Raw genomic sequence first — 25,576 nt, forward strand, 5'->3', positions numbered from 1 at the left:
CCTCATGACCGCAACCGGAATCCGCGAGGGGTGGCCGCGAAGCCGGCTTCGACCAGGACCGGAGCAAAATCGTTGCCGTGGATGGTCTCTCCGTCGACCTTCTCCACTACCAACTTGTCGATGGCGCGAGAAGTCACCTTCTGAGCAAGTGACAGTGCTGCCAGGCGCAACGTTCCGCCGTCGTCGGTGAATGTCAGGATCGTGCGACCGCCGCGCTCGACGAACAGAACCAACTCACCCTCCACCAGAACTACCAATGCGCCGGCTTTGCGCCCGGGTCGGTGTCCTGGTGACTCTTCGCCCCCCGACGCCGGCCACGGCAGCGCCGCGCCGTACGGGTTTGCCGGATCGCACGCCGCGAGAGTGACTGCAGCCGAGGAGGTGTGGCGCCCCTCGATGGAATCACCGAACGTCCGCAAGCGGTCCACCACGGGAGGCGTCGAGAATTGAGCGCCGCCCAGGGTGTCCACGAAGTATCCGCGTCGAGCGCGCCCGTTGTCCTCGAACGTGCTCAGTACCTTGTAGATCAACGCGAAACCGCCCGGCACGTTCTCGCTCATCACCGAACCGCGGGTGACGACGCCGTATCGTTCGAGCAGCAGATCAGCCGTGGCGTGCGCCCGGATAGTGGGGTCAGGTTCGATACCTGGCAGCTGGAACCACCGACCGGAGGCGGTTGCCGGTCCCGTGCGCGCGGGCGTGGAAGCGCGGGCCATTCCGCGGTACGGACGGGCCCGCGGAACACGGCGAGGTGATCGGTGACTGGTTGTTGTTCTGGTGGTGTCGGAGAGAAGTGCGCGCAGCGGCGCAACGGTGTCGTTACCGATGTGTCCGAGCCACACCAACTCCCACAGTGCCGTTGTCACCGCACTGTCGACCGTGTCCGCAGCCGACTCCGTAGTTCGCAACGCGTCGACCAACTGGCGGAAGAAGTAGGCACCGCCGCCGGACAGCAGGTCGAGGATGCGCTTCTGCAATTCCGAGACGTCGGTGTCGGCGGGCGAATTGAGCGTGATCGGTGCCAGGTCGGCGGGGTGCAGCACTACCCACCCGTCTTTGCCCGAGATAGCTCCCGATCCGGACCACAGGACTTCACCCGTCGACGTGAGTTCGTCCAACATCGCGGGAGAGTAGTCGGCAACTCGGCTCGGCAGGATCAACGATTCGAGAGCGGACGCCGGAATCGGAACGCCGGCAAGTTGATCGACCACCGTTGCAACACCGTCGATTCCTCGCAGCGTGCCGCCCACGTGCTGCCAACTGGGAAGGAATCGCCCGAGGGTCGCGGTGCTGACCGGCTCGACCTCCTGCCGTGCCGCGGCGAGCGAGCGACGCCGCAAGCGACGCAGGACCTCGGCGTCGCACCATTCGCTCCCGGTTGCAGACGGGCGGAATTCACCTTCCAGGACCCGCTTTTCGAGCGCGAGCCGACCGAGAACGTCACGCGCGACTGATACTCCGAGACCGAAGCGTGCAGCCGCGTCGGCGAGAGTGAAGGGACCGTGGGTGCGGGCGTACCGGCTCAGGAGGTCGTCGAGTGGTTGATCGACCGGCTCGATGAACGCGGCCGGAACGCCGATGGGTAGGGGAACGCCGAGTCCATCGCGAAGCCGCGCTGCATCTTCGACGACGGTCCACCAGCTCTCGCCCGCATACGAGACGTGGAGGGCGCGTTTGTCCGTAACCAACTTCTCGAGCCATGAGACCGGGTCCTCGAGACAGCGTTCGGTGACTTCTTCGGTGGTCAGCGGGCCGAGCATGCGGAGGAGATCGGCAACACCCTCGAGGTCCTTGGCCTTTCGGTCAGGGACGAGCCGTTGCAGTTCACGTTCGGCCTGCTCGATCACTCCGGCGTCGAGGAGCTCGCGCAGTTCGACGCGGCCGAGGAGTTCGGCCAACAGCGTGGAGTCCAAGGACAAAGCGGCGGCGCGTCGCTCGGCGAGGGGGCTGTCGCCCTCGTACATGAACGCACCCACGTAGTTGAACAGGAGCGCACTGGCGAACGGAGACGGAGAGGCCGTCTCCACCTCGACGATTCGAATCTGCCTTTTCTCGATCTTGCCGAACAATTCCTTCAGTGCAGGCAGGTCGTAAACGTCCTGCAAGCACTCGCGTACGGTCTCGAGCAGGATCGGGAAGGTCGGGAACTTGCGGGCGACGTCCAGCAGTTGCGCCGACCGCTGACGCTGCTGCCACAGCGGTGCACGTTTTCCGGGATTGCGGCGGGGGAGAAGCAGTGCGCGGGCGGCACATTCGCGGAATCGGGAAGCGAAGAGCGCGGAGCCGCCCACCTCTTGGGTGACCAGATCTTCGATGTCCTCGACGTCGAAGGCGAACAGTTCGGCGCCGGGAGGTTCGTTCTCGGTGTCGGGGAGTCGGATGATGATGCCGTCGTCGGAGGCCGTCGGGCTGGAATCGACGCCGTATCGTTCCTGCAGGCGCGCCCCGATGGCGAGGGCCCACGGTGCGTGAACCCGTTGGCCGTACGGGGAATGCAGCACCAGACGCCAGTCACCGAGTTCGTCGCGGAAGCGTTCAACCACCAGGGTTCGATCCGACGGCACCTGCCCGGTGGCATTTTTCTGCTCACCGACGAGTTGGATCAGATTGGTTGTGGCGTTGTGATCGAGCCCGCCCACGCGGCAACGCTCGACGACGTCGGCTTCGTTGCCGAGAGCCGTTTCGCGGACGAACTGCCCCAACGCCTGTCCGAGTTCGGCGGGGCGACCGAGTCCGTCGCCGTGCCAGAAGGGCAAACGACCCGGCATGCCGTAGGCGGGGCTGACCAGAACCCGATCGAAGGTGATCTCCTCGATCCGCCAACTGGTGGCGCCGAGCGCGAAGACGTCGCCGACCCGGGATTCGTAGACCATTTCCTCGTCGAGTTCGCCGACGCGGGACGCTTTCTCGCCAACCATGTAGACGGTGAAGAGGCCGCGGTCGGGGATTGCGCCGCCGGAAGTGACGGCCAAACGCTGCGAACCCGGGCGGCCCGTGAGCGTGTTGGACTCACGATCCCAGACAAGGCGAGGACGTAACTCGGCGAACTCGTCCGAGGGGTACCGCCCCGCCAGCAAGTCCAGAGTCGATTCGTACGCCGAACGGGGAAGCGTTGCAAAGGAACCGCTTCGGCGCACCGTCTCGAACCAGTCGTCGACGTCGATCGGTTCGAGAGCGGTGGCCGCAACAGTTTGCTGAGCGAGGATGTCGAGGGGATTGGCCGGAACGGCCATCGCTTCGATCTTGCCTTCGACCATGCGCTCGACGGTCACCGCGCAATGAATCAGGTCGGTGCGATGCTTGGGGAAGACGACGCCTCGCGATATCTCGCCGACCTGGTGGCCGGCGCGACCGACACGTTGCAGGCCGCTGGCAACAGAAGGCGGTGCCTCCACCTGGATGACCAAGTCGACGGCGCCCATGTCGATTCCGAGTTCGAGACTGCTGGTGGCGACGACGCATCGCAATCGACCCGATTTGAGGTCGTCTTCGATGAGGGCTCGCTGGTCTTTGCTGACCGATCCGTGGTGGGCGCGAGCAAGGAGGGGTTCTGCGCCGTAGTTGACCTCGGTGGGAGCCCCGATCTGCGCGGGCGGGCGAGATGTTTTCTCGACGGCCAGACCGATGCGTTCTGCATGAATCTCGTTGAGCCTGGCTGTCAATCGTTCGGCGAGGCGGCGAGAGTTGGCGAACACGATGGACGATCGGTGGTCGAGAACGAGGTCGACGATCTGTTCCTCGACGTGGGGCCAGATCGAACCGGCTTGCGGGGTGGGAGATTCGGAGCCGTCGTCCGGCGTCGCGATCCCCAGTTCGGTCATGTCCTCGACGGGAACACGGACCGTGAGGTCGAATGTCTTGGCGGCAGGCGGTGCCACGATTCGGATCGGTGCCGAACCGGCGAGGAACCGCCCGATCTCCTCGTGCGGACGGACAGTGGCCGACAATCCGATGCGTTGCGCCGGACGCTCGAGCAAGCCGTCCAGGCGTTCCAGTGAGAGCGCAAGGTGCGAGCCACGCTTGGTACCCGCCACCGCGTGAACCTCGTCGACGATCACGGTGTCGACACCGACCAGTGTTTCCCGGGCAGCGGAGGTGAGCATCAGGAACAACGACTCAGGCGTGGTGATCAGGATGTCCGGAGGACGTTTGATCAACGAGCGTCGATCGGCCTGGGACGTATCGCCGGAACGGACACCGACGGTGATCTCGGGCGGGGTGAGGCCCAGACGCTTCGCCGTCTGCGTGATGCCGACCAGCGGCGCGCGAAGGTTCCGCTCGACGTCCACACCCAGCGCTTTGAGCGGCGAAATGTAGAGGACTTTGGTGGCGCGTTCGCCTTCGTCCTTGGCGGCGAGTTGATCGAGCGCCCACAGGAACGCCGACAATGTCTTGCCGGAGCCGGTGGGTGCGACGACAAGAGTGTGAGAGCCACTCGCGATGGATTCCCAGGCACCGAGCTGCGCAGCAGTCGGCGCGCTGAAAGCCCCGCCGAACCACTCGCGTGTGGCGGGCGAGAACCTACCGAGGACGTTGGTCACGACCACCATATTGCCCCTTCCCACCGACAGCGTGTTCGTGCCTGCAGCCGAAGTGCAGAGCATACTATTTGCCCTGTTATAGCGATTCTCTTGTTATCGAGAAGGCGAGTGCCTGATGGAAGCAGTCAAGATTGTCCTCGAGCTGGCGGTAGTGCTCGGGGCGATTGTCATGGGTACCAGATCGAGCGGTGTCGCTCTCGGTCTGTGGGGCGGCGCAGGTGTTGCCGTCCTCGTGTTCGTCTTCGGAGAGGACGTCGGCAGTCCGCCGGTCGACGCTCTCCTCATCGTCCTGTCCGTCGTCCTCGCGTCGTCGATGATGCAGGCGGCCGGTGGTATCGACTGGATGGTCACCATCGCGGCCAAGTTGATCGAATCTCGCCCGAAACAGATCACGCTGATCGCGCCGTTGGTGTCATTCCTGTTCTCGGTCGGTGCCGGCACGTCCAACATCCTCTACCCACTGCTCCCCGTCATCTACGACGTCTCGTACAAGAACGGTGTGCGGCCGTCACGACCGCTGTCGCTGTCAGTTGTCTCGACCGGTGTGGCGCTGGCGTGTAGTCCGGTGTCCGCGGCAATGGCGGCAATGGTCACGCTGACCGACGTGCCGCCCTACGATTTCGAACTCATCGACATCATCAAGATCACCTTCCCGGCTGCTGTTGTCGGCATCGTCCTTTCCTCCATCGCGGTCAACCGACTCGGCAAAGATCTCGACGACGACCCGGAGATACAGGCGAAGATGAAGTCGGGCGAATTGGCCGGACCTGGTGCAGCTTCCAAGACCGAACTCGTCTCGACGAAGACCGGACGAAACGCGGCACTGATCTTCCTGGCCGGCGTCCTGGCTATCGTGATCTTCGGCCTGTTCAAGGGGATTCGTCCCGAAGCTGCCGACGGTACTCCGATGGGGATGACACCGATCATCGAAATGCTGATGTTCGTCGTGGGTACGTTGATCCTGCTGGTGTGCCGCCCGAATGTCGCCGACGTGCCGTCGTCGACGGTGTTCCGTGCCGGTATGGTCTCGGCCATCGCGCTGTTCGGTCTGGCATGGCTGACGGACACGTTCATCAGCGCCCATTCCGAGCTGATCACGAGCACCGTCGGCGACTGGGTCAACGCCGCGCCGTGGATCTTCGCGCTCGGTGTCTTCCTGGTCTGTGTACTGACGACCAGTCAGTCGACCGCTACGAGGACCATCGTGCCGATCGGTCTCGCTGCCGGGATTGCACCCGGTCTGGTGAGCGGAATGTGGGCCGGAGCGTTTGCCGGCGTCTATCTGTTGCCGACAAACGGTTCGCAGATCGCGGCTGCGAACTTCGACCTCTCGGGCAGCACGAAGCTCGGTTCCAAGCTCGTCGACCACTCGTTCTTCCTGCCGACCATCATCTTGGCCGTCACGACGATTGCGGCCGGCGCGTTGTTCGGAGTGGTGCTCGGTTGAGTATTGCGGCTGAGTCAGCCCTGAGTAACAGCGCTGAGTCAGCTGTTGCGGTAGTGGTCCCAGCTCGCCTTGCACGCGTGGGCGAGTTGGTCCACCCGCTCGGCATCGGGTGTCGGCCAGTCGACGCCGGGTTCCATGATGTAGGCGGCCAGTTCGTCTCCCAGTAGGAATTCTCGTTTGAATTCGGCCTGAACCGCGCTCAACGTGATCCCGGCTTCGGCGGCGCGGGCGCTCAATTCGGCGAATCTCGCTCCGGCTCGGATGATTTCGAAACTGCCGAGGTACGGCTGATTGAGAGCGACGGCATCCGGATCGTCGACCTGAAATCCCTTGCGATGTGAGATCGCAAGTGTGCGTATGAGCTCCGGATCCATCGTCACGGGATTGTCGCCGCGTCGATTGCCGTCGTGGTCGCCACGATTGGAGAGCGCGACGACGTCGGGGAGCCGATCTGCTTCCGGCCGTTCGACATTGACGGCGCCGTCCTGCCGGGTGGTGTGGTTCATCGTGTCGTGGAACGACAAGGTCGTGAACGATCGACCGAGTTCGAAGCTCTTCGCCACCATGGCTTCGATCAGTGCGTCGCGAGTTCTCTCGTAGACGCCCAAACCGTGTTCAGCTGTCTCGGTGAAGGTCTCGGCGAGGTCCTTCCAACCCGCGTCGTCGGTAGGCTCGAGCAGCAGGGGGTAGAACGAGAAGGTGACAGGGCGAACTGCGTCGACACCGGCGAGGTCCGCTTTGTTGCCGGCACCGGCCTCGTGGACGCGGGCGAAGGCCTCGCGCAGTGACGCTTCCAGGTTTTCGGGCTTCGCACGGTTGGGATCGCGAATCATGCGAGGGTGCGGATTCTCGACGTACACGATGCGCGAATCGATTTCGGCCCAACGGCGCACGATGGGACTGGTGGACATGTCGGTGAAGTCGAACTGCAGCCGCTGTGTGAACTCGGGTGCGAGAAAGCGTGAGAGTTCTGCTGGAATCGCGGAACCCGAGTGTGGGCAACTGACAAGAAGGTCGGCGTCGGCGATGGCGTCGTCGAGACTGCGGGAGTCACGATCGGCATAGAACGTCAGGTCCTCCGCCGTGAACACGGTTCCGGCCGGGATGAGTACTGGTTCTCCACTGGTCATGAATCCCAGCGTAATCGAGTACAACCTTGCGTACTCAGTATCCGGTGAGTCGTTCCACGAGAGCCGTTTTGATCTCCGGGCGACCAGCCGCGACAAGAGTGAAGGTGGCTTCACGCATGAGCCGCTCGGGGGTGTTGCTGCCGACCAGAGCGCGGCTTCCGGTCGCAGCCACGAGTGCGGCCGACGCGCGTATCGCAAGTTCCGACGCTCGGGCGCGGGCGGCCGACATGTCGCCGCCGTCGCGCAGTGCTGCATCGAGATCGGCGCGCGCCCGGGTGGCTTGTTCCTCGAACGCGTCGGTGTCGACTCCCAGATCCGCAAGTTCGGTGACAGCGCGGCGGGTGATGCCCATGGCCATCGCGCCGTTGAGCCACAAGCCGGGGAGCTGGGTGCTCTGGAATTGTTCGTCGCTGACGACAGCACAGACGTCGGTATCGGGAATTTCGAAAGCGTCGAACACGATTCGGACGGTGTTGCTTCCGCGCGCCGCGATCAGTGGAAGCTCCTCGATCGTCAGACCCGGGGCCTCGCCCACCGGTACGACGGAATGAACGATGGAATTGTCGAACTCGTCGCGCGCCGACACCAAGAGAACATCGACGATGCCCCAACCGGTGACGAAGGGGGCGATCCCGTCGAGGACGTAGCCGTCGTTCACCCGCTTCGCCCACAGGAGCGGTGGGCGGGGGATGGCGCCGGCATAGGCAACCCCACCGCGAATCGTGCCGGAAACCAGACCGTCCCAGTATTGTTCGCGCAGAGGTGCATTGGGACTCGCCGCCAGGGCTCCGACGACGCCGTGATGCTGCATCCAGGTGAACGTCGTCGCGAGGCAACCGCCGCACAAGGTTTCGAGGACCTCGACCAGTTCTTCGCTGCTGGGGCCACCCTCACCGAGGGCGGCGATGCCGTAGAAGCCGTCGGCGGCGAGCGCGTCGAAATGGCTGCTGGGGATTTCTCCGTCGGCGTCGACGCTGTCGGCGACGGGAAACAGAACGGTATCGGCGATTTCGCGCGCAAGTTCCGGCCACATGGTCACGCTGTCAGGGTAAGCCGTGAGCGGGGGGTTGTGGTGTGGAACCTCAGCCGCGCATCTAGAACGAGGGCGGCGAACTCACGATGAGGAACCTCGCGACCGCATCGGTGCGATTGAACCACCGGTGCGGGATGGTCGAGGTGTAGAGGAGGGTGTCGCCTACGTGAAGAACGTGATGCTCGTCCAGTCCCACCTCGACCTCGACAGATCCTTCGAGAACATGAATGAACTCTTCGCCGGCGTGCTCGGTGTGCTCACCTGCCTCGGAATGAGGTGCTGCCGTGATCTCGTTGGGTTCCATGGTCCGTGAGCCGGTGGAGCAGAATCGAATCACCGAATCGTGTGCCAGTTCGAAGGTTCGCCCCTCGCCGGCGCGGACGAGGCTGGACGGAGTTCGCTCACCCTGTGCCAAGAGTGCGTGCGCCGTGGTGCCGAGCGATTGCGCGAGGCGATGAAGGTTCATGACACTGGGTACTGCGTGGCCGTTTTCGGTCTGGCTCAGGAAGGGCTGGGACAAGCCCGACTTCACGGCAACCTCGCGCAACGTCAGTCCGGCTTCTTTTCGCGCCGTCCGCACGGCAGCCCCGATTGCGGTCGCTATCGCCTTCTGGTCGTCGTCCATGTGCCGAAGATAGCAGTGCTCTGGTGAAAGTTTTGATTACACAGACGAAACAAATTCGACCACGGTAAGAAATTATCGACGTGCTGAATAGTCCCGTACACGAAACACTTCCAGCTTCGGACGGAGATCGGCGCATGGCCATCCATCCTGTCGACCAGCGGCTCCCATTTGCCCGCCAGTCTGCTTTTGCTCTTCAGCACGTCCTCATCATGTACACCGGCTGCATCACGGTTCCGCTGGTTTTCGGTGCCGCCGTAGGGCTGGACCGCAGCACAGTCGCGATGCTGATCAGCGCGGACTTGCTCGTTGCAGGCATCATCACGATCATTCAGAGCCTGGGCGTCGGGAAGGTCGCCGGTGTCCGGCTGCCGATCGTCTGCGGGGCGACCTTCGCCGGGCTGACGCCGATGATTCTGATCGCCAAGGAGTACGGCCTGCAGGCGGTGTACGGGTCCATGCTGGTCGGTGGCGTAGTCGGCATTGCCTTGGCCGTGCCGTTCGCCAAGATCGTCCGATACTTCCCACCCCTGGTTACCGGCGTCGTCCTCACAGTCATCGGCATCTCGTTGATCGGTGTCGCAGGAGGACTGATCGTCGGAAACGACCCCACCTCCCCGTCGTTCGCCGACCCGAAGAATCTGGCGCTGGCTGCCGCAGTCGTTGTGGTCGCGGTGGCCTTCATCTGCCTCGGCCGCGGGATGTGGACGCAGCTCGGTGTACTGATGGCACTAGTGATCGGCACCGTGATCGCCATCCCGATGGGCCTGATCGATCTGAGTGGCGTCGGCGGCTCGGCCTGGGTGGGCTTCCCGATGCCGTTCCACTTCGGCGCTCCGGAGTTTCCCGTCACCGCCGTGGTGGCGATGAGTATCGTCATGGCAGTCGTCTTCGCAGAATCGACGGCGAGCATGCTGGCAGTCAGCGAGATCACCGGAAAGCCTTTGAAGAAAGCAGATCTCGCACGAGGGCTGGTGGCCGACGGGATGTCGGGAGTTCTGGGCGGAATCTTCAATGCCTTTGTCGACACCGTCTTCTCGCAGAATGTCGGCGCCGTTGCCACGACCCGGGTGTACAGCCGGTACGTGACCGCTACCAGCGGTGCCATTCTGATCGTCCTCGGCCTCATCCCGCGAATGGGTGAAGTGGTTGCAGCCCTGCCTGATCCGGTGGTCGGCGGCGTCGGAATCATCTTGTTCTCCACTGTCGCCGTGGTCGGAATCAACACGCTGCGCAAGGTCGATCTCAGCGACCCGATCAACACCACGATCGCCGCTGTATCGGTGGGGATCGGTATTCTTCCGGAATTTGCGGAGGGGATGTTCGAGCGATTCCCCTCCTCGGCTCAGATCCTCCTCGGTAGCGGCATCACCTTGGCTGCGGCCTCGGCCTTTTCGCTCAATCTGCTGTTCAATCACACCCGACTCGGTGAACTCGCGAGGCGATCGCGAGAGAGCCTCCATGCTACTGCAAAATCTGAACCCGCCACCAGCTCTGCAGGAGACGCCAGTGTCACAGTCCCAGTCTGATCCCTTCGAAGTGCCCGTCGTCGACATCTCGCCTTACGTGCTCGGTGGTGCCGACCAAGACAAGGCGCGAGTGGCTGCCGAAGTCGACCATGCTTGTCGGACTGTAGGTTTCATGCAGATTCGGGGCCACGGTGTTCCGGCCGCTGTTTCTTCCGGCCTCGCCGAAGCGATGGACGACTTCTTCGGGCTGCCGATGGAGACGAAGTCGGGCTACCGAATCGAGGGCGCGAATCGTGGGTACAGCCCGCCCAAGAGTGAGTCGCTGAGCCTGAGCCTCGGCGTCGAATCCGCGACCAGAATGAACGACTTTTTCGAGGCCTTCAACGTCGGAACCGAAGCCCGATCATTCACCGAACTCGAACTGTCGGAGGACGATTACGGAATCAACCTGTGGCCCGCAGTGTCTGGTTTCACGGAGCGGGTGGAGAATTACTACGCCCATGGCGAGCGGGTGGCACGCACACTGACCACCATTTTCGAAGACGCGCTCGGGCTGACCCCAGGATTCTTCGAGTCGATCACCGACCACTCCATCGACGTACTGCGGATGAACAACTACGCGTTACCCGAAGGGACAGTGACGTTGGACGGTGAGTTGAAGGGGATGGGCGAACATACCGATTTCGGGCTGGTCACCGTGCTGTGGGCGGATCAGGTCGAAGGTTTGCAAGTGCTCGGGACCGACCGACGCTGGCACGATGTCTGGCCGCACGACGGCGCGCTACTGGTCAACCTCGGGGATCTCACCGCGCGACTGACCAACGACAGGTGGATGTCCACGCTGCACCGAGTTGCGCCTCCGGTGGTGAACGGCACCATCAAGCGCCGGCGATCGGCGGCCTTCTTCCATGACGGAAACGTCGACGCGGTGATTGCGACCTTGCCGAGTTTTCAGGACGACTCCGGCTTGGAGTACGAACCCATTACGGTTCGCGATCACATCAAGGCCAAATTGGCCGGGTCGAGGCAGGGGAAGTCCAACGCCGCCGCAGGTCGTGAGGCGGCTCGGGTACTTTCGGCTGCAGAGCTCGAGGTCAAGCAGTGAGTGCACGGAACATCGTCCTGATCCACGGAGCATGGGCCGGCGGTTGGGTCTGGGATCGTGTGTGTGGCCCACTGAAATCGGCCGGCTTCAATCCTGTTGTGGTGGAGCTTCCCGGCTCGGGAAGTTGGAACTCAGACGACATGATCGATCTCGATGTCGTTGCCGAACATGTTGTGGCAGTTGTCGAGTCCTTGGACGGGCAGTGCGCCCTCGTTGGTCACTCCGGCGGTGGCATCGTGACCTCACAGGTGGCTGAGTTGCTGCCTTCGCGGGTAACGGGTCTTGTGTACGTCGCAGGGATGATGCTTCCATCGCAGACGGACTTCGGGATGCTCTGCATCGAACTCGGTCTGGAAAGTCCGGTCGGGATCTCACGTTGGTTGGTCCCCGCCGACGACGGGGATGCGACGGTGGTACCGCCCGAAGCCGGTGCCGCTGTGTTCTTCCACGAAGCGCCGGTGGCTGATGCGATCTTCGCCGCGCGCATGCTCGTTCCACAACTGGAGTCAGCCCGCCTGATGGCACCGGTCTGGACGGAAGAGCGATTCGGAACCGTGCCGAGGTTGTATGTCGAATGCACGCTGGATCGAACCGTGCCGATCGAGGCTCAACGCGCCATGCAGAGACTTGTCCCCGGTGCCCAGGTGGTCAGCCTGGGCACCGACCATGCACCGCAGTTGTCGGCGCTCCCGGAGTTGATCGACGCGATCACCGATTTCGCCCGGCAGGTGTTCAGCCGAACTCGACCCCTTGAGCCAGCGGAAGCTGGTCCGAGTAATTGACGGTATTGGTGGCTCGGCGCATGTATGCCTTCCACGAATCCGAACCCGATTCGCGTCCGCCGCCAGTCTCCTTCTCCCCGCCGAATGCGCCGCCGATCTCCGCACCGGACGTTCCGATGTTCACGTTCGCGATGCCGCAATCGGAGCCGTCGGCGGCGAGGAAGCGCTCTGCTTCTCGCTGGTCGAGTGTGAAGATCGAGGACGAGAGTCCTTGAGGTACGCCGTTGTGCAGCGCAATGGCGTCGTCGAAGTCGGTGTAGGTCAAGACGTAGAGGATGGGTGCAAAAGTCTCCGCCCGCACCACCTCGGTCTGTGCGGGCATACGAACGAGGGCAGGTGTCACGTAGAACCCGGAATCGCCGACGCGGTCCCCGCCACACACCACAGTTCCGCCGTCCGCGCGTGCGGCCGAGAGCGATTTCTGCATCGTCTCGAACGCGGCTTCGTTGATCAGCGGCCCGACCAGAACACCGGAATCGAAGGGACTGCCGACCTCGAGCTGTGCGTACGCGGCCGCAACGCGCTCGACGACGTGATCGGCGATCGACTCGTGCACGATGAGCCGACGAAGTGAGGTGCACCGCTGCCCCGCAGTTCCGGCGGCGGAGAACACGATTCCGCGTACGGCAAGCTCGAGATCTGCCGACGGTGTGACGACTGCGGCGTTGTTGCCACCCAACTCGAGGAGGCTTCGCCCGAAGCGTTCGGCGACCCGCGGAGCCACCGCGCGGCCCATTCGCACGGAACCGGTGGCGCTGACCAAGGCCACCAGTGGGTTGACCACCAAGGCCTCACCGACATCGCGTCCGCCGATGATCAACTGGTGCACGTCGATCGGTGCATCACAGTCGGCGAGGGCGCGTCGGAGGAGGGCGTCACATGCCAGCGCAGTCAGCGGCGTGGTCTCCGAAGGCTTCCAGACGACGGCGTCGCCGCACACGAGAGCGATGGCGGTATTCCACGACCACACCGCGACGGGAAAGTTGAACGCGGAGATGACCCCGACAACGCCGAGAGGGTGCCACGTTTCCGTCAACCGGTGTCCGGGACGCTCGGACGGCATGGTGCGTCCGTAGAGCTGCCGGGAGAGACCGACGGCGAACTCGCAGATGTCGATCATCTCCTGTACCTCGCCGAGAGCCTCCGAGGTGACCTTCCCGGCCTCCAACGTCACGATTTCCGCGAGGTCATCCTTGTGCTCGGTCAGTAAGCTGCCCAGCCGGCGTACGACCGCGCCGCGCGCCGGAGCGGGAACGGTTCGCCAGGTGAGGAACGCACGATGAGCCGCCTCGACGGCGTCGTCGACCTCTCGGCCGGAGTGCTGCCGAACGGTACGCAGTTGTGTACCGGTGATGGGGGTTCGTGCGCTCAGGTCGCCGGCGGGCCACTCGACACCGCACGCGGCAAGGGCGCTTTCGGCGCGATCGGCGAGGCTCGAAGAATCAGGCAGGTTCACTGGGGAGTCCTCTGTTGTTGTGGGCGGGAGGCAGCACGGCACGTGACGCCTCTTGTTGTGCGCGGTACAGCTCGAACGGATCTTCGATGGTGCGGTCGATGGCGCCCTCCAATCGATCCTGCCCGTATTCGGCGCCGGGCGCATCGGAAACGAATCCGGTCACGGAATCGAGATTGGATGCGAAGATCCCGGCCGCGGAGGCAGGTAGGAAGTCCTCGTAGACGATCGGGTCGCGGACGACAACAGTTCCTTCGTTTCGGTACGTGAAGTACGCCAACCCCGCGGCATCGAGTTCGCTTTCGGAGTGCGGAAATTCGCTGTCCCAATCGGCGTCCTCGGGCGTGGCGATCAGTCGGTCGTAGATCGCTCGCCCGCTGCGGGTCAACGCGATTCCGCGTGCCTCCACCTCGCCGAATCTGACGCGGACGGGCTCAGTGGTGACCGATCCGTCGTACTGACGGAAGAGTCTGTCTTCGGCCAATGCACGAAACGACGTCTGCCGCAGAAGTAGTGGTGGTCCGCTCCATCTCGGCGGGCCTTGGATGCGGTCGATCATGGTGATACCGCGCTCGGTCATGCGGCGGTACAACTCGTCGATGTCGAGCACTCGCGGGGTGAGGTGATTGACGTGGGTCGAGCCCTGCCCCGCAATGTCTGCAGCGACCGGCGAGATTGCGGCGAGTTCGCGGTACCAGCCCGCGTCGATGGGATCGGTGCCGAGCCGAAACGCCGAGGTCGCTGCATCGACGAACTGTGTCGCCGCGGGCTCCGTCAGCCCGCCCTCGCGACTCGATTGCCGTGCCCACTGCAGAAGTTCGGGAGAGAACAGGGTCCGGCGACGCAGGAACCTGGTGATCCGACGCTCGAGGTCGGTGTCGAAGAACCTGGAATCGGAACTGGTCAGCACCGAGGTGAAAACGCGGAACGGGTTCTGGGCGAGTTCGGCGGGATCGGTGGGGCGAAATGCCGTCGAGACAACGGGAATGGGGGAGTCGGTGAGCCGGAGGTCGTAATAGCCGACCGGAAACATACCGAATCCGCCGAAGACGGTGGCTACGTCACGTAGTTCGTCGAGAGTCCCCAGTCTGATGGCGCCGTGACGCTCGGCGCTGACTCTCGCCAGGCTGCCCAGGCGCTCCGCAGAATCCGGATGTTCGGCGGCAAAATCACGGTTCACCTGCATCGTTACATCTACCAAGGTGTTGTAAGCGGGGACCTCGTCGCCATACATCTTGGCGAGGGCCGCTGCGAACCGTGCACGTAGCTCCCAGGTTTCAACCATACGAATGTCCGATTGCGTTAGCCTGCGCAGGTGCGAGAAACAGAAACCAGTGACGTTGCCGGTGTTCCGGTCGACGAAACCGATCGACTCTTGATGCGTGAATTGGTCTTGGACGGCCGTGCCACTCTCGCGAGTCTTGCTGAAAAGGCTGGACTCTCGATCTCCGCAGTCCAGTCGCGAGTGCGTCGTTTGGAATCTCGCAAGGTGATCCGTGGGTACTCCGCGAAGATCGATCCGGAGGCACTCGGTCACAATCTGTCCGCATTTGTCGCCATCACTCCTCTCGATCCCTCGCAGCCCGACGATGCGCCTGCCCGCTTGCGTCATCTGCCGGCGGTCGTCTCGTGTCACTCGGTGGCCGGGAGCGAAAGCTACGTCCTCCTGGTCCGGGTGGCGTCACCTCGGGCGTTGGAGCGATTGCTGCAGGAGATCCGTACGGCAGCCAACGTCAACACACGAAGCACCATCATCCTACAAACTTTTTACGACGAATGACGCTTGTTCAATAACTTTTACGGTCCTCTATCGACACTCCCGGAAAATTGACATAGCCTTCGCGTATGAGTACTGCGATGCGAGACTTCGGTGACAGTGCGCTCTTTCCGGTCTACGACGTGTTGAAGGCCAGCATCCTCGTCGACGGATTCGATCTGATTCTCGACGTCGAAGGGTCGCGGGGTTCCTATCTCCGTGACCTGCGAGACGGAACCGAGTATCTGGACATGTTCGGTTTCTTCGGCTCTTCGGCCCTGGGTATGAATCACCCTGCGATCACAGGCGACGAGGAGTTTCAACAGGAGTTGGCTGTCGTGGCCTCCAACAAGCCGAGTAACTCCGACATCTACACCGAACCCATGGCGCGCTTCGTGGCGGCTTTCGCTCGGGTACTGGGGGATTCGGCACTCCCACACTTGTTCTTCGTCGACGGCGGAGCCCTGGCGGTGGAAAATGCACTCAAGGTTGCCTTCGACTGGAAGAGTCGGTGGAACGAAAGCCGTGGGTTGTCAGCAGATCTGGGGACAAAGGTCCTGCACCTGACCGAGGCTTTTCACGGCCGCAGTGGCTACACGATGTCGCTCACCAACACCGAACCGGGCAAGGTCGCGCGATTCCCCAAGTTCGACTGGCCACGTATCGACTCGCCGTACCTGGCAGACGGCCGCGATGTCGAAGCTGCGGAGAGGCAAGCTCTCGATCAAGCGCGCCGAGCTTTCGCCGACAACCCCGACGACATTGCCTGTTTCATCGCCGAGCCGATCCAGGGCGAGGGCGGCGACCATCACCTCAGGCCGGAATTTCTGCAGGCGATGCAGGAGTTGTGCCACGAAAACGACGCCCTCTTCATTCTCGACGAAGTACAGACCGGTTGCGGAATCACCGGAACTGCCTGGGCCTACCAACAATTGGGTCTGAGTCCGGATGTGGTGGCGTTCGGCAAGAAAACGCAGGTGTGCGGAATCATGGCCGGCGGGCGCGTGGATGAAGTGCATGACAACGTGTTTCACGTCAGTTCTCGGATCAATTCGACGTGGGGTGGCAACCTCACCGACATGGTTCGTGCCCGGCGGATACTCGAAGTCGTCGAGCAGGACCGACTGATCGACCGCGTGCGATTCACGGGTGCGCATCTCCTTGCCCGGTTGACCGAAGTCTGCGGGCGGTACGCGGCGGCAACCGAGCCGCGCGGTCGTGGCCTCATGTGCGCGATCACTCTGGAAGACAGTGACCTTCGCGATCGCGTCGTACAGCGACTGCGTGAAGACGAGCACGTGATGATACTGCCCACCGGGAAGAGGGGAATCAGATTCCGGCCCGCGCTGACGGTGACCACCAGTGAGCTGGACGACGCGGTCGACGCGGTCGAGCGCGTGCTCGCACGCGAGACCTAGGGCCTCTGTAGCTGTTCCCACACTCGATCCGGTGTCATCGGTGTGGAGTACATACGCACTCCACACGCGTTGGCAATCGCGTTTGCCAACGCCGGTGCTACAGGATTGAAGGGGGCCTCACTCATCGATTTCGCGCCGAAAGGCCCGAGCTTGTCGTACGTGTCGGCAAACAGTACTTCGGTGATCGGCAGATCCCCGATCTGGGGAACGTGATAATTGCGCAACTGCGGATTGATCACCCGACCTTCTTCGATGACGATCTCCTCCGACAGCGCAGCGCCGAGCGCTTGTCCCACACCGCCTTCCACCTGCCCGCGCAGTTGTGCCGGGTTCATGACGGTGCCGGCATCGGCGGCCTGAACCGACTGCAGGATCTTCACCCGGCCGGTGTTCGTGTCGACGGCAACGCGAAAACCGTGAACGTTGAACGAGACCGAGCGCGGTGTCCCGTCGTGGCGACCGTCAGCGGCGAGCGGGCCACCTTCGAGTAGCGTCGCGAAATCGAGGCAACCGTGGGACGTTTCGACACCGTCCGGCGAAAGGTCGTCGATCTGCGCGCCGCGACCGCTCGATCGCACCGCACGGGTCAGTATCCGCTCGCGAAGGCGCTCGCAGGCGATCAGGAGCGCCTTTCCGGCGACCACCGTTCCTGTCGACCCGAATGCTCCGGTGTCGTATCCGCCGGCATCGGTGTCGGATTGAACAATCGTGATGCGATCGACTGTCGTCCGCAATTCGGTGGCCGCGATCTGTTGGTGAATCGTAGTGGTTCCGTTGCCGAACTCAGCGGTGCCGATGTTCACGACGTACCGACCGTCGGCCTCGAGTGCGACGGTGGTGTCGGAGAAGTGACCACGCGGCGGGATCGTCGCGATCATGGCAATTGCCATGCCCCGACCGATCTGCCAACGCGACCCTGCCGGTGCAGCCTCTCCGCGTCCGCTCGACAGTGCACTGTCGACGAGGTCGATGCACTGGTCCAGTCCGTAGCTGCCGAATTCGAGATCACCGTCCTCGACGTGCCAGTCGACAAAATCGTCTCCGGGTACGACGACGTTTCGCCGCCGAAACTCGAAGGGGTCCATGCCGAGACGATCAGCGAGCTGATCCATGGCCGATTCGACGGCGAAGATGATCTGGCCGAGCCCGTAACCACGGAAGGCGCCGGACGGAACGTTGTTCGTGTAGACCGCTTCGGCGTCGACGCGTTTGGTTGCAGCGCGATAGACCGCCATGGATTCGGCGCAACCGTGGAACATGACTCCGATCGAATGGTTCCCGTACGCCCCGGCGTCGGAAAGGACGTCGATGGCCAGTGCAGTGAGAGTTCCGTCGGCATCGGCGCCGGCGCGAACCGAAACTCGCATCGGGTGCCGTGACGGTGCGATGGTGAACTGATCGCTGCGGCTGAACTCGTAAGCAACGGGCCTACCCGTTCGCAGGACGGCGAGTGCGACCAGATCTTCGGTGAGTAGTTCCTGCTTCCCGCCGAAGCCTCCACCGACCCGCTTGGCGAACACCCGGATTCGGCTGCGATCGAGATCGAAGATGTGCGCCAATTCGTCCCGAACCAGAAACGGCACCTGTGTGCTGCTTCTGATGACGAGACGGCCGTCCTCGTCGAGCCACCCCACTGCGCCGTGAGTTTCCAAGGCCACGTGCTGGACTCGCGCAGTTTTCCACGTACCTTCGACGACTGCAGTGGCATCCGCGAGCGCACGGTCCAGATCGCCGACACCATCGTGAAGCGCGGCAACCACGTTGCGAGGGACTTCGGCGATCCGCGAGCTCTCGTCTTTGTCGCCGTGTAGGAGCGGAGCGCCGGGGGAACGCGCCAGATCTGGTTCGAATACCGCGTCGTGTACCTCGTAGTCGACTTCGATCAGCGAGAGTGCACGTTCCGCCTGCGTCGGGGTTTCGGCGATGACCGCGGCGACGCGCTGGCCGCGGAAACGGACGGTCCTGTCGAACACCCGCGTGTCGTCCGGATCGTCGTTGCGGTCCTCGTGCCGGGCGGTCGAGAACAGCACGTCCGGACTGTCATGAAAAGTGAGGACCGCGGCGACGCCCGGCGCCGCTTCGGCTGCTGCCGTGTCTATCCGCGTTATGTGTGCGTGTGCGTGCGGACTGCCGAGTACTGCGACGTGAAGCAGGTCGACCGGCTTCTCACCCGGGGAGAAGTCCATGGTGTACTGCTCGGTTCCCGTGACGATGCGCGCGGACGCCGGTGCTGCGATCGAACGCCCTTGTGCTCCACCTATTTTGACAGTCTCCGTATTGGATGTACCGGCGAGAGCGTCACGAATGGACCGATAACCGGTGCAGCGGCACAGGTTACCTTTCATCGAGCACGCGAGATCGGATTTTTGCTCGACCGACAACGCTGATGCGGTGACTACCATTCCCGCTGTACAGAAACCGCATTGGAATCCGCCCGCGTCCACGAATGCCTGTTGAATGGGGTGAAGTTTCTCCGGGGTTCCGAGACCGGAGGCGGTGACGACGTCGCGGCCGTCGATGCGATGGGCGGGAAATATGCACGAATGGGTGGGGTGTCCGTCGACCAGCACCGAGCAGGCGCCGCAGTCTCCGGCATCGCACCCCTTCTTGACGGAGTTCGCTCCGTGCTCGCGGAGGAAAGTTCGCAGGCACTGTCCTGGGCGGGGCTGGTCGTCGCGCGGAACTCCGTCCACCGAGTACTTCATTCCAGTTCACCTCGGATTTCTTCGGCAAGAAGCTCGGTCATCGCCTTCCGCCACGGCGCAGTTCCATGGACATCGGTGAAGTAGGCGTCTTCCGGAATCCTGCTGCGCAACGCATCCGCAAGTGCTGTGGCGTCGGGGAGTTCGTCGAATTTGAGAGCGTACGGACGGCGGGTCGCGGCGGTGATCGCCAGCGTGAAACCGTCGGCGCCGCAGCGTCCGGCCACGGCTACGGCCGATCGCCCGAGTGACGTCTGAGCCAGCTTTCGCATCGCGGTACGTGCAGTCAATGCATGCACGGGAATCCGGATACTGCGGATGATCTCGCCGGACCTGAGTACGTTTCGAGAATCGTCGATAACGAAATCGACTACCGGGAACGAGTATTCGGTACCGTCCGGACGCCAGATCGTCAGTTCGGCATCGAGAGCGGTACACAGAGTCGTCATCGCTCCGGCCGGGAAGGAGAGCGCGATGTTGCCGCCGACTGTCGCGTATCGCAACACCTTCCACGATGCGAGTAGTGCGTCAGCGCAGTGTTGGAACAGCGCTGCGGCGCGCCAGGATGCGGGAAGTTCGGCGCGGCACAGTTCCTCGATGGTGCAGGTGGCCGCGATCTCGAGACCGAGATCGCCGACCGCCACAGCTTCCCAGTCGAAGCCCGCAAGGTCGACAAGGGTGGTCAGGTGCGGCTGCGGTTCCGAGTACAGCCAGGTGCCGCCACCGATGAACCCGATGCCGGGTGACGCACAGGGGAGTTCGGCGCGGGTCCGCGGCACCAGAACTTCGTCGACGCTGTGCAGGTCCATCGCGACCTCAAGCCTTTCCGAGTAGATCGCGGTGTGCGCGTGCGACATCCGAGGCCACGACGTCCTCGTCGACGGTGGTGACTCGTCCGTCGGCAACTACGATTCGCCCGTTGACGAGCAGTAACTTCAGCGGGGGAGTCGAGCCGAGTACGAGCGCCGCCACCGGATCGGTGATGCCGGCATGCGCGACGGTGTCGAGTTTCCACACCGCCAGGTCGGCAAGTTTTCCGACCTCGATCGATCCGATTTCGCCCTCGCGGCCCAGAACTCGTGCGCCGGCGATCGTTCCCAATTCCAAGGCTTTTCGCACCGTCATCGTCTGCGGTCCGCCCTTCGCGCGAGCAAACAGAAGTGCATGACGAGACTCCTCGATCAGGCTGCAAGCTTCATTGCTCGCCGCGCCGTCCACGCCGAGCCCCACGGTGACCCCGCCGTTCACCAGATCGGCGGCACGGGCGATACCGGCTCCCAGGCGCGCGTTGGAGGTCGGGCAGTGCGCCGCCGCAGTTCCGGTTCGCGCCATCGTCTCGATACCGGCGTCGTCGAGATGGACTGCGTGGGCGTACCAGACGTCCGGGCCCACCCAGCCGACTCGTTCCATGTATTCGACCGGCGTGCAACCGAAATGCTCGCGGCAGAATCTCTCCTCGTCCAGTGTCTCGGCCAGATGCGTGTGCATACGCACGCCGTTTTCGCGGGCCAGCGTCGCGGACTCGCGGAGCAATGCCTCCGTCACCGAGAAGGGTGAGCAGGGAGCTACCGCGATCTGCAGCATCGATCCGGGATTCGGGTCGTGCCAACGGTCGATCACCGACTGCGTGCCGGTCAGGATGTCATCGAGTTTTTCCACGACGTGATCCGGTGGCAGGCCGCCGGAACTCTGGCCGAGATCCATCGACCCACGACAGGGGTGGAATCGAAGGCCGACCTGCGCAGCCGCGGTGATCTCGGCCTCGAAAACGTCGCCGGCGTCGCGGGGAACGACGTAGTGGTGGTCGGTGGTGGTCGTACATCCGGTTTTCGCCAACCACGTGAGGCCGCCGGTGGCCGCCACGTGGACGGCGTCGGCGTCGATACCCGCCCAGACGGGGTACAGGGTGGTCAGCCACTCGAAAAGCGTCGAGTCCGCGGCCAGGCCTCGGGTGATCCATTGGTAGAGATGATGATGTGTGTTGACCAGACCCGGCGTGATCAGGCAACCACTCCCGTCGATCACTTGCGCACCCGGGTATTCGGGTAGCGTTCCGGCGCCGACGTCGACGATCTTGTTGCCCGAGATCACCACATATCCGTCGGAGTACTCGGAGCGGTCGCCGTCCATCGTGACCACATGAGCGCCCGCCACGACGAGTGTTGCCCCGAGAGCTGATTCGGTCACGACAACCAACCGGCGTAGGTGGTCCACGACGGTCCCGCGTCTGGTGCGTCGGATCGGCTGACCGCAGCTTGGATCAGGCCGTACGGACGATCCGCAGCGTGGAACACCTCGTTGTCGTTCTCCACTCCGAAGCGGCCGAGTGCATATTCGAAATGATGCTTGTTGGGTGCGGACAGTCGAACCTCCGCGATGATCGGGAATTCCTCGAGGATTGCCTTGCCGATGTGGAAGAGCGTCTGCTGCAGGGCAAGTGAATGTACCTGTGCGAACTGCTTGACGATCTGTGCCTTGATGCCCGCGTAGACCGATTCCCAGTCGACGTCGGTGGTGACGAATCGCCACTGGGCGACCAACGTCGTCGCCATGACGCGGTCGTCGGTCGGCTCGAGAACGGTGTACGGATCTTCGAGAAAACCCGAGAACTCACTACCGGTCGATTTGAGGATCACGAGGTCCTTCAGACCGCCGATCACCCATGTCCCGGTATCGGCGATGGTGATCGACGCCGTCCGAACTTCCTGACCCTTCCGAATCCAGGTGTAGTCGTGCTCGCTGCCGTCGACAATCGCACGCTCCCAGGCGTATTCCTCGATCTCGATCCGCGCGCCACTGACCGGTTCGATGTCGTCGACGAAATGACGGGCGAGTTCGAGTCCGTACGTCTCGATCGAGATCAGACCCTTTTCCTTGGCGTAGGAGTAGGCCGTTTGTTTCTGCGTGTCGGTCGGCAGAACCTTCGATTGATCACCGGTGAGGTATGCGTCGGCGAAATCTCCACGCAGGCAGGTGGAGACGTTGATGTCGTGAATTTCGTGACGGGGGGTGTCTCGATAGATTCGGACTACTCGATTTTCCGCTTTGCCGTACTGGTGACCCGATAGTTCGATCGATCCGCTCAACCGTTCGGTGTTCGTACTGCCGGTTGTGATGTCGCCGGTCGTGATGTTTTCGGTAGTCACGTGTTCAGCTCCCGCGATAGGTGGAATAAGCAAAGGGCGACAGCAACAGTGGGACGTGATAGCCCCGTGCCGTGTCGTCCACCCGGAAGGTCACTGTCACTTCCGGGTAGAAGTTTTCTTGTCCGTTGGTCTCGAAATACGTTCCGGTGTCGAAAGTCAGGGTGTAGTGACCGGCGGTCAGGCCACCGGGAGCAAGTTCGGGGATGCGGCCGTCGGAGTCGGTCTCCGCAGTGGTGACGGAGGCGCCGTCTCGATCGCGAAGTTCGACGCGAATCCCCGCCGCGGGGTTGCCCGTCGTCGCGTCGAGAACGTGCGTGCTGAGGGTCTTGCTCATGCTGTGCCTCCGGCGAGTGCATCGATCAGACGGGCGAGTCTGATCCGATTGATGGCGGCCAATTCGGTTCGAAGCATGGAACGCTCGGTCGCCGGGTCGTTTCGGAGACGACCTCGAAGGATGTCGAGGAGCTCCGTTCCAGATTTCCCCGACGCGCAGACCAGGTAAACATGGCCGAATGTCTCTTCGTACTCGGCGTTCTTCCGTCGAAGTTCCGCGAGTACGTCTTCTGTCGCCGACGAGACTCCCGACTGTTCACGGGTAGAGGCCGCGCTCTCGCTTCGCTCACCGATTCGTGGGTGGCCGGAGAGAGCGTCGTCGATCTCGGACTCGGGAAGCTCGGCCAGCACCGCATCTGCTTTGTCGAACAGAGCTTCCAGATCGGCGAACGGGCGAGACGAGGCGATTTCCTGTGCCCACACGGCGGAATGGCAACACTCGAGCAGCGCCGCGACTGCCTGGTGGTCACCGAGCGCATCGAAGGCTCCGAGACCACTGGAATTCGTTGTAGGCATGTCCACAGGATTACTTGAGCATGTTACGGATCTGTAGCGCAGCAATTACGGGAGATGATGTGTCTCGATCTTATTTCTCCGGCTGCTCTTCCCCGATCACGGTTTCTCGGCGACCGATACATTCTCAGGTATGACCGATACTCCGAAGCTGTCTTCCGTCGTACCGTCCCTGGCGAACCTCCGAGACATCGGTGGCCCCGAATCGAGCTTCGGTGGCACCGTCCGCACCGGGAGCGTGTTTCGTTCCACCGATCTGGCATCGCTCAGTGCGGACGGCGCACAGACCCTCGCCGATCTGGGCATCGTCACGATCTACGATCTGCGCACCGAATCCGAACGCGAGACGGCACCGGATCTGACGCCGGACGGTATCCGAGAAATCGGCCTGGACGTATTGGCGGACAAGCAGTATCGCGCCATTCCGGCTCAGATGCAGCAGATGATCGCCGACCCGGCGTTTGCTGCCGAAGCGTTGGGCAGCGGCCAGGCGCTCGAGTACTTTCAGGGAAGTTACCGCGATTTCGTGACCTTGCCGAGTGCGGTCGCGTCGTACCGGCAACTGTTCGTCGACTTGGCGCAGCCGCCCAGCTCGCCGGCACTCATTCACTGCACCACGGGCAAGGATCGCACGGGTTGGGCAGCGGCCGCGTTACTGCTGTTCCTGGGTGCCTCCGAGGACGCGGTCTTCGCGGACTACCTCGAAACCAACAAGATTTTGTTGCCGATGTTCGCGCCGCTCCTCGAGCGATTCGAGGCCAAGGGGATCGACCCGACCCTGCTCGAGGGTGTCCTCGGTGTCAGGCGCGAGTACCTGGAGGCGTCGATGGCAGAGCTCGCGCAGGTACACGGATCCATCGAGGCCTACTTCACCGACGGCTTGAAGATCGACGCGTCGACCCAGGACCAATTGCGGAGCAACCTGCTCAGCTGATCAGGACCTGCTCGGCTCGTCTCGGCGGGAAGTTCGTCGCCTCGTCACGAGGCTGACGATACCGATCCCGATGGCGATGCCGAGCAGGTCGGCGCTGCCGTCCCAGATCGAACCGGAACGCGAAATGGGCAGCGCTGCTTGAAGAACCTCGGACGTCGCAGCAAAAATCACGAGCCACACCGCGGTGAGCCACGCAGGGATCCGGGCGTGCAACGAGGTGATCGCCAATACCGCGAACATCAATGTGTGAGTGATCTTGTCGGTGTTCTCCGGGCTCGACGGGACGGTGGAACCCGGGGAGAAGAGCATGATCAGGGCAATGACCACGGCGATCGCCAACGGACAGTATCGGTTGTTCTTCAATTCGTCTGCCCCTCGACGACGACGAGTCCGAGTGCACCTTCGGCGAACCTGGTGACGGCGTCGGCGGCCGTCGTGAGCGCCTCGGTGTGCCCGTCGCGGGCCCAGCCGGTGAGCAGGGCGGTGGAGTCGAGAGGCGTCAGAACGACCTCGGCGAGAAGCTCACCGGTGTTGGGTTGGCACACTGCCCAGGAGTAGACGCTGTTTTCGTGCCACTGAGCGCTTCGCTGACTCACGTAATCGGGGTCGGTGATACCACCATCGGCAAGGGCGGGGCGGTCGTCCACACGCTCGTCTGCGCGTAGTGCGCGTAGATACCAGCCGCCTGCGTTGATCTCGATCGGCTCCATCAGTCGGAGTCCCGCTCGCGGCGGCGCTTGGCTTTGCGTTCCCGGTCGGTACCGAACAGCAGTGCACCGGCCAGGGGAATCGCGAGGAACCACAACCAGGTACCGGTGACGAAGAACAGGATCACCGCGAGAATCGGGACGACGGCCATGACGCGACCGGACCAGTCGGGGTTGAAGCCTCGCTCCGCCGGTGCGTCGGGAGGCGTCACCATCGACAGGGGAGCGGTGCCGGGGGCTTGGTAGTTGCCCGGAAGATCGGCGAACACCGGAACGAGTTCACTGCGAGTTGTTGCGGCACTGATGATTCCGCTTCTCTCGTCGAACTCGGTGACGGTGAGGCGGCCTGCGGCGAAGTGCTCGCTCAGGAGATCGAGTGCCTGCTCGCGTTCTGCAGTGCCGATGCGAATGTCGGGGACGTCAGCCATCGTTACAGCCTACTCAAACGACTGTGCGCCTTTCCGGTAGTGGGGACTACCGGAAAG

22 protein-coding genes are annotated in these 25,576 nt (G+C 63.0%); 7 read left to right on the forward strand and 15 right to left on the reverse strand.

All coding sequences use genetic code 11. From position 1 onward, the window contains the following. Nucleotides 1-2: 2 nt before the first annotated feature. On the reverse strand, nucleotides 3-4,550 hold the full coding sequence (locus GN300_RS21245; protein ID WP_063316753.1) for an ATP-dependent helicase: 4,548 nt from the start codon (nucleotides 4,548-4,550) through the stop codon (nucleotides 3-5). A gap of 106 nt (nucleotides 4,551-4,656) precedes the next feature. On the opposite strand from GN300_RS21245, the gene GN300_RS21250 reads away from it, so the two are divergent. Continuing rightward, the gene (locus GN300_RS21250) at nucleotides 4,657-5,988 is read left to right on the forward strand and encodes an anaerobic C4-dicarboxylate transporter family protein (RefSeq protein WP_003940851.1); all 1,332 of its coding nucleotides are present in this window, start codon (nucleotides 4,657-4,659) and stop codon (nucleotides 5,986-5,988) included. 38 nt (nucleotides 5,989-6,026) lie between these two features. Here GN300_RS21250 and GN300_RS21255 read toward each other — a convergent pair whose 3' ends face one another. From GN300_RS21255 to GN300_RS21265, 3 genes are read right to left on the reverse strand one after another with little or no spacing between them, the layout of a single operon-like run. After that, entirely contained in the window at nucleotides 6,027-7,118 is a 1,092-nt protein-coding gene (locus GN300_RS21255; protein ID WP_047271740.1) for an N-formylglutamate amidohydrolase, read from the reverse strand. Nucleotides 7,119-7,152: 34 nt separating this feature from the next. Next, nucleotides 7,153-8,157, reverse strand: coding sequence for an acyl-CoA dehydrogenase family protein (locus tag GN300_RS21260; RefSeq protein WP_082845799.1), 1,005 nt, complete (start codon nucleotides 8,155-8,157; stop codon nucleotides 7,153-7,155). A 55-nt stretch (nucleotides 8,158-8,212) separates the two neighbouring features. Then, complete coding sequence (locus GN300_RS21265; protein WP_007727247.1) at nucleotides 8,213-8,776, reverse strand: helix-turn-helix domain-containing protein; 564 nt, start codon at nucleotides 8,774-8,776, stop codon at nucleotides 8,213-8,215. Between the two features lie 134 nt (nucleotides 8,777-8,910). Between GN300_RS21265 and GN300_RS21270 the strand changes: the two genes are divergently transcribed. The 3 genes from GN300_RS21270 to GN300_RS21280 are packed head-to-tail and all read left to right on the forward strand — an operon-like array spanning nucleotide 8,911 to nucleotide 12,129. Continuing rightward, a complete protein-coding gene (locus GN300_RS21270; protein WP_007727244.1) occupies nucleotides 8,911-10,302 on the forward strand; it encodes a uracil-xanthine permease family protein in 1,392 nt (463 codons plus the stop codon). Next, complete coding sequence (locus tag GN300_RS21275; RefSeq protein ID WP_063316653.1) at nucleotides 10,283-11,347, forward strand: isopenicillin N synthase family oxygenase; 1,065 nt, start codon at nucleotides 10,283-10,285, stop codon at nucleotides 11,345-11,347. Before GN300_RS21270 ends, GN300_RS21275 begins: the two co-directional genes overlap by 20 nt. Beyond that, complete coding sequence (locus tag GN300_RS21280) at nucleotides 11,344-12,129, forward strand: alpha/beta fold hydrolase (RefSeq protein ID WP_063316652.1); 786 nt, start codon at nucleotides 11,344-11,346, stop codon at nucleotides 12,127-12,129. Before GN300_RS21275 ends, GN300_RS21280 begins: the two co-directional genes overlap by 4 nt. On the opposite strand, the gene GN300_RS21285 is transcribed toward GN300_RS21280, so the two are convergent. Both GN300_RS21285 and GN300_RS21290 read right to left on the reverse strand, forming a co-directional pair. Further along, nucleotides 12,080-13,585 carry an aldehyde dehydrogenase family protein gene (locus GN300_RS21285; RefSeq protein WP_063316651.1) on the reverse strand — a complete coding sequence of 502 codons (1,506 nt, stop codon included), beginning with the start codon at nucleotides 13,583-13,585 and terminating at the stop codon, nucleotides 12,080-12,082. The two genes, GN300_RS21280 and GN300_RS21285, sit on opposite strands and share 50 nt — an antisense overlap. Beyond that, nucleotides 13,572-14,867 carry a 2-oxoadipate dioxygenase/decarboxylase family protein gene (locus GN300_RS21290; protein WP_063316650.1) on the reverse strand — a complete coding sequence of 432 codons (1,296 nt, stop codon included), beginning with the start codon at nucleotides 14,865-14,867 and terminating at the stop codon, nucleotides 13,572-13,574. The genes GN300_RS21285 and GN300_RS21290 overlap by 14 nt, the downstream gene beginning before the upstream one ends. A 30-nt stretch (nucleotides 14,868-14,897) precedes the next feature. On the opposite strand from GN300_RS21290, the gene GN300_RS21295 reads away from it, so the two are divergent. Next, nucleotides 14,898-15,362 (forward strand): Lrp/AsnC family transcriptional regulator, encoded by a 465-nt coding sequence (locus GN300_RS21295; protein WP_003940830.1) that lies wholly within the window; start codon nucleotides 14,898-14,900, stop codon nucleotides 15,360-15,362. 65 nt (nucleotides 15,363-15,427) lie between these two features. Further along, nucleotides 15,428-16,756, forward strand: a complete 1,329-nt coding sequence (lat, locus tag GN300_RS21300) for an L-lysine 6-transaminase (protein WP_042922145.1) — start codon at nucleotides 15,428-15,430, stop codon at nucleotides 16,754-16,756. Here the strand turns inward: lat and GN300_RS21305 are convergent. From GN300_RS21305 to uraD, 6 genes are all read right to left on the reverse strand, one after another. Further along, nucleotides 16,753-19,461 carry a molybdopterin cofactor-binding domain-containing protein gene (locus GN300_RS21305; RefSeq protein ID WP_063316649.1) on the reverse strand — a complete coding sequence of 903 codons (2,709 nt, stop codon included), beginning with the start codon at nucleotides 19,459-19,461 and terminating at the stop codon, nucleotides 16,753-16,755. The genes lat and GN300_RS21305 overlap by 4 nt on opposite strands. After that, nucleotides 19,458-20,267 (reverse strand): FAD binding domain-containing protein, encoded by an 810-nt coding sequence (locus GN300_RS21310; protein ID WP_030535037.1) that lies wholly within the window; start codon nucleotides 20,265-20,267, stop codon nucleotides 19,458-19,460. The genes GN300_RS21305 and GN300_RS21310 overlap by 4 nt, the downstream gene beginning before the upstream one ends. Nucleotides 20,268-20,274: 7 nt before the next feature. Continuing rightward, a complete protein-coding gene (locus GN300_RS21315; protein ID WP_233405709.1) occupies nucleotides 20,275-21,588 on the reverse strand; it encodes an 8-oxoguanine deaminase in 1,314 nt (437 codons plus the stop codon). 53 nt (nucleotides 21,589-21,641) lie between these two features. After that, nucleotides 21,642-22,544 carry a factor-independent urate hydroxylase gene (gene pucL, locus GN300_RS21320; RefSeq protein WP_030535035.1) on the reverse strand — a complete coding sequence of 301 codons (903 nt, stop codon included), beginning with the start codon at nucleotides 22,542-22,544 and terminating at the stop codon, nucleotides 21,642-21,644. Nucleotides 22,545-22,608: 64 nt separating this feature from the next. Beyond that, nucleotides 22,609-22,938 (reverse strand): hydroxyisourate hydrolase, encoded by a 330-nt coding sequence (gene uraH, locus GN300_RS21325; RefSeq protein ID WP_007727227.1) that lies wholly within the window; start codon nucleotides 22,936-22,938, stop codon nucleotides 22,609-22,611. After that, the gene (gene uraD, locus GN300_RS21330) at nucleotides 22,935-23,453 is read right to left on the reverse strand and encodes a 2-oxo-4-hydroxy-4-carboxy-5-ureidoimidazoline decarboxylase (protein WP_058039126.1); all 519 of its coding nucleotides are present in this window, start codon (nucleotides 23,451-23,453) and stop codon (nucleotides 22,935-22,937) included. The genes uraH and uraD overlap by 4 nt, the downstream gene beginning before the upstream one ends. A gap of 130 nt (nucleotides 23,454-23,583) precedes the next feature. Between uraD and GN300_RS21335 the strand changes: the two genes are divergently transcribed. Beyond that, nucleotides 23,584-24,384, forward strand: a complete 801-nt coding sequence (locus GN300_RS21335; RefSeq protein WP_007727222.1) for a tyrosine-protein phosphatase — start codon at nucleotides 23,584-23,586, stop codon at nucleotides 24,382-24,384. On the opposite strand, the gene GN300_RS21340 is transcribed toward GN300_RS21335, so the two are convergent. The 3 genes from GN300_RS21340 to GN300_RS21350 are packed head-to-tail and all read right to left on the reverse strand — an operon-like array spanning nucleotide 24,385 to nucleotide 25,519. Then, complete coding sequence (locus GN300_RS21340; RefSeq protein WP_063316648.1) at nucleotides 24,385-24,747, reverse strand: VanZ family protein; 363 nt, start codon at nucleotides 24,745-24,747, stop codon at nucleotides 24,385-24,387. Next, nucleotides 24,744-25,094, reverse strand: coding sequence for a hypothetical protein (locus tag GN300_RS21345; protein WP_003940792.1), 351 nt, complete (start codon nucleotides 25,092-25,094; stop codon nucleotides 24,744-24,746). The genes GN300_RS21340 and GN300_RS21345 overlap by 4 nt, the downstream gene beginning before the upstream one ends. Continuing rightward, on the reverse strand, nucleotides 25,094-25,519 hold the full coding sequence (locus GN300_RS21350; RefSeq protein WP_063316647.1) for a DUF1707 domain-containing protein: 426 nt from the start codon (nucleotides 25,517-25,519) through the stop codon (nucleotides 25,094-25,096). The genes GN300_RS21345 and GN300_RS21350 overlap by 1 nt, the downstream gene beginning before the upstream one ends. Nucleotides 25,520-25,576 lie beyond the last annotated feature (57 nt).

The sequence above is a fragment of the Rhodococcus sp. Ni2 genome (assembly GCF_021352185.1).
GTDB classification, from domain to species: domain Bacteria; phylum Actinomycetota; class Actinomycetes; order Mycobacteriales; family Mycobacteriaceae; genus Rhodococcus_F; species Rhodococcus_F qingshengii.

Coding starts and splice junctions, on each gene's coding strand:
- GN300_RS21245 (WP_063316753.1), bottom strand. CDS start 4,550: ATGGTGGTCGTGACCAACGTCCTCGGTAGGTTCTCGCCCGCCACACGC.
- GN300_RS21250 (WP_003940851.1), top strand. CDS start 4,657: ATGGAAGCAGTCAAGATTGTCCTCGAGCTGGCGGTAGTGCTCGGGGCG.
- GN300_RS21255 (WP_047271740.1), bottom strand. CDS start 7,118: ATGACCAGTGGAGAACCAGTACTCATCCCGGCCGGAACCGTGTTCACG.
- GN300_RS21265 (WP_007727247.1), bottom strand. CDS start 8,776: ATGGACGACGACCAGAAGGCGATAGCGACCGCAATCGGGGCTGCCGTG.
- GN300_RS21270 (WP_007727244.1), top strand. CDS start 8,911: ATGGCCATCCATCCTGTCGACCAGCGGCTCCCATTTGCCCGCCAGTCT.
- GN300_RS21290 (WP_063316650.1), bottom strand. CDS start 14,867: ATGGTTGAAACCTGGGAGCTACGTGCACGGTTCGCAGCGGCCCTCGCC.
- lat (WP_042922145.1), top strand. CDS start 15,428: ATGAGTACTGCGATGCGAGACTTCGGTGACAGTGCGCTCTTTCCGGTC.
- GN300_RS21305 (WP_063316649.1), bottom strand. CDS start 19,461: ATGAAGTACTCGGTGGACGGAGTTCCGCGCGACGACCAGCCCCGCCCA.
- GN300_RS21310 (WP_030535037.1), bottom strand. CDS start 20,267: ATGGACCTGCACAGCGTCGACGAAGTTCTGGTGCCGCGGACCCGCGCC.
- GN300_RS21315 (WP_233405709.1), bottom strand. CDS start 21,588: ATGGACGGCGACCGCTCCGAGTACTCCGACGGATATGTGGTGATCTCG.
- uraH (WP_007727227.1), bottom strand. CDS start 22,938: ATGAGCAAGACCCTCAGCACGCACGTTCTCGACGCGACGACGGGCAAC.
- uraD (WP_058039126.1), bottom strand. CDS start 23,453: ATGCCTACAACGAATTCCAGTGGTCTCGGAGCCTTCGATGCGCTCGGT.
- GN300_RS21335 (WP_007727222.1), top strand. CDS start 23,584: ATGACCGATACTCCGAAGCTGTCTTCCGTCGTACCGTCCCTGGCGAAC.
- GN300_RS21345 (WP_003940792.1), bottom strand. CDS start 25,094: ATGGAGCCGATCGAGATCAACGCAGGCGGCTGGTATCTACGCGCACTA.
- GN300_RS21350 (WP_063316647.1), bottom strand. CDS start 25,519: ATGGCTGACGTCCCCGACATTCGCATCGGCACTGCAGAACGCGAGCAG.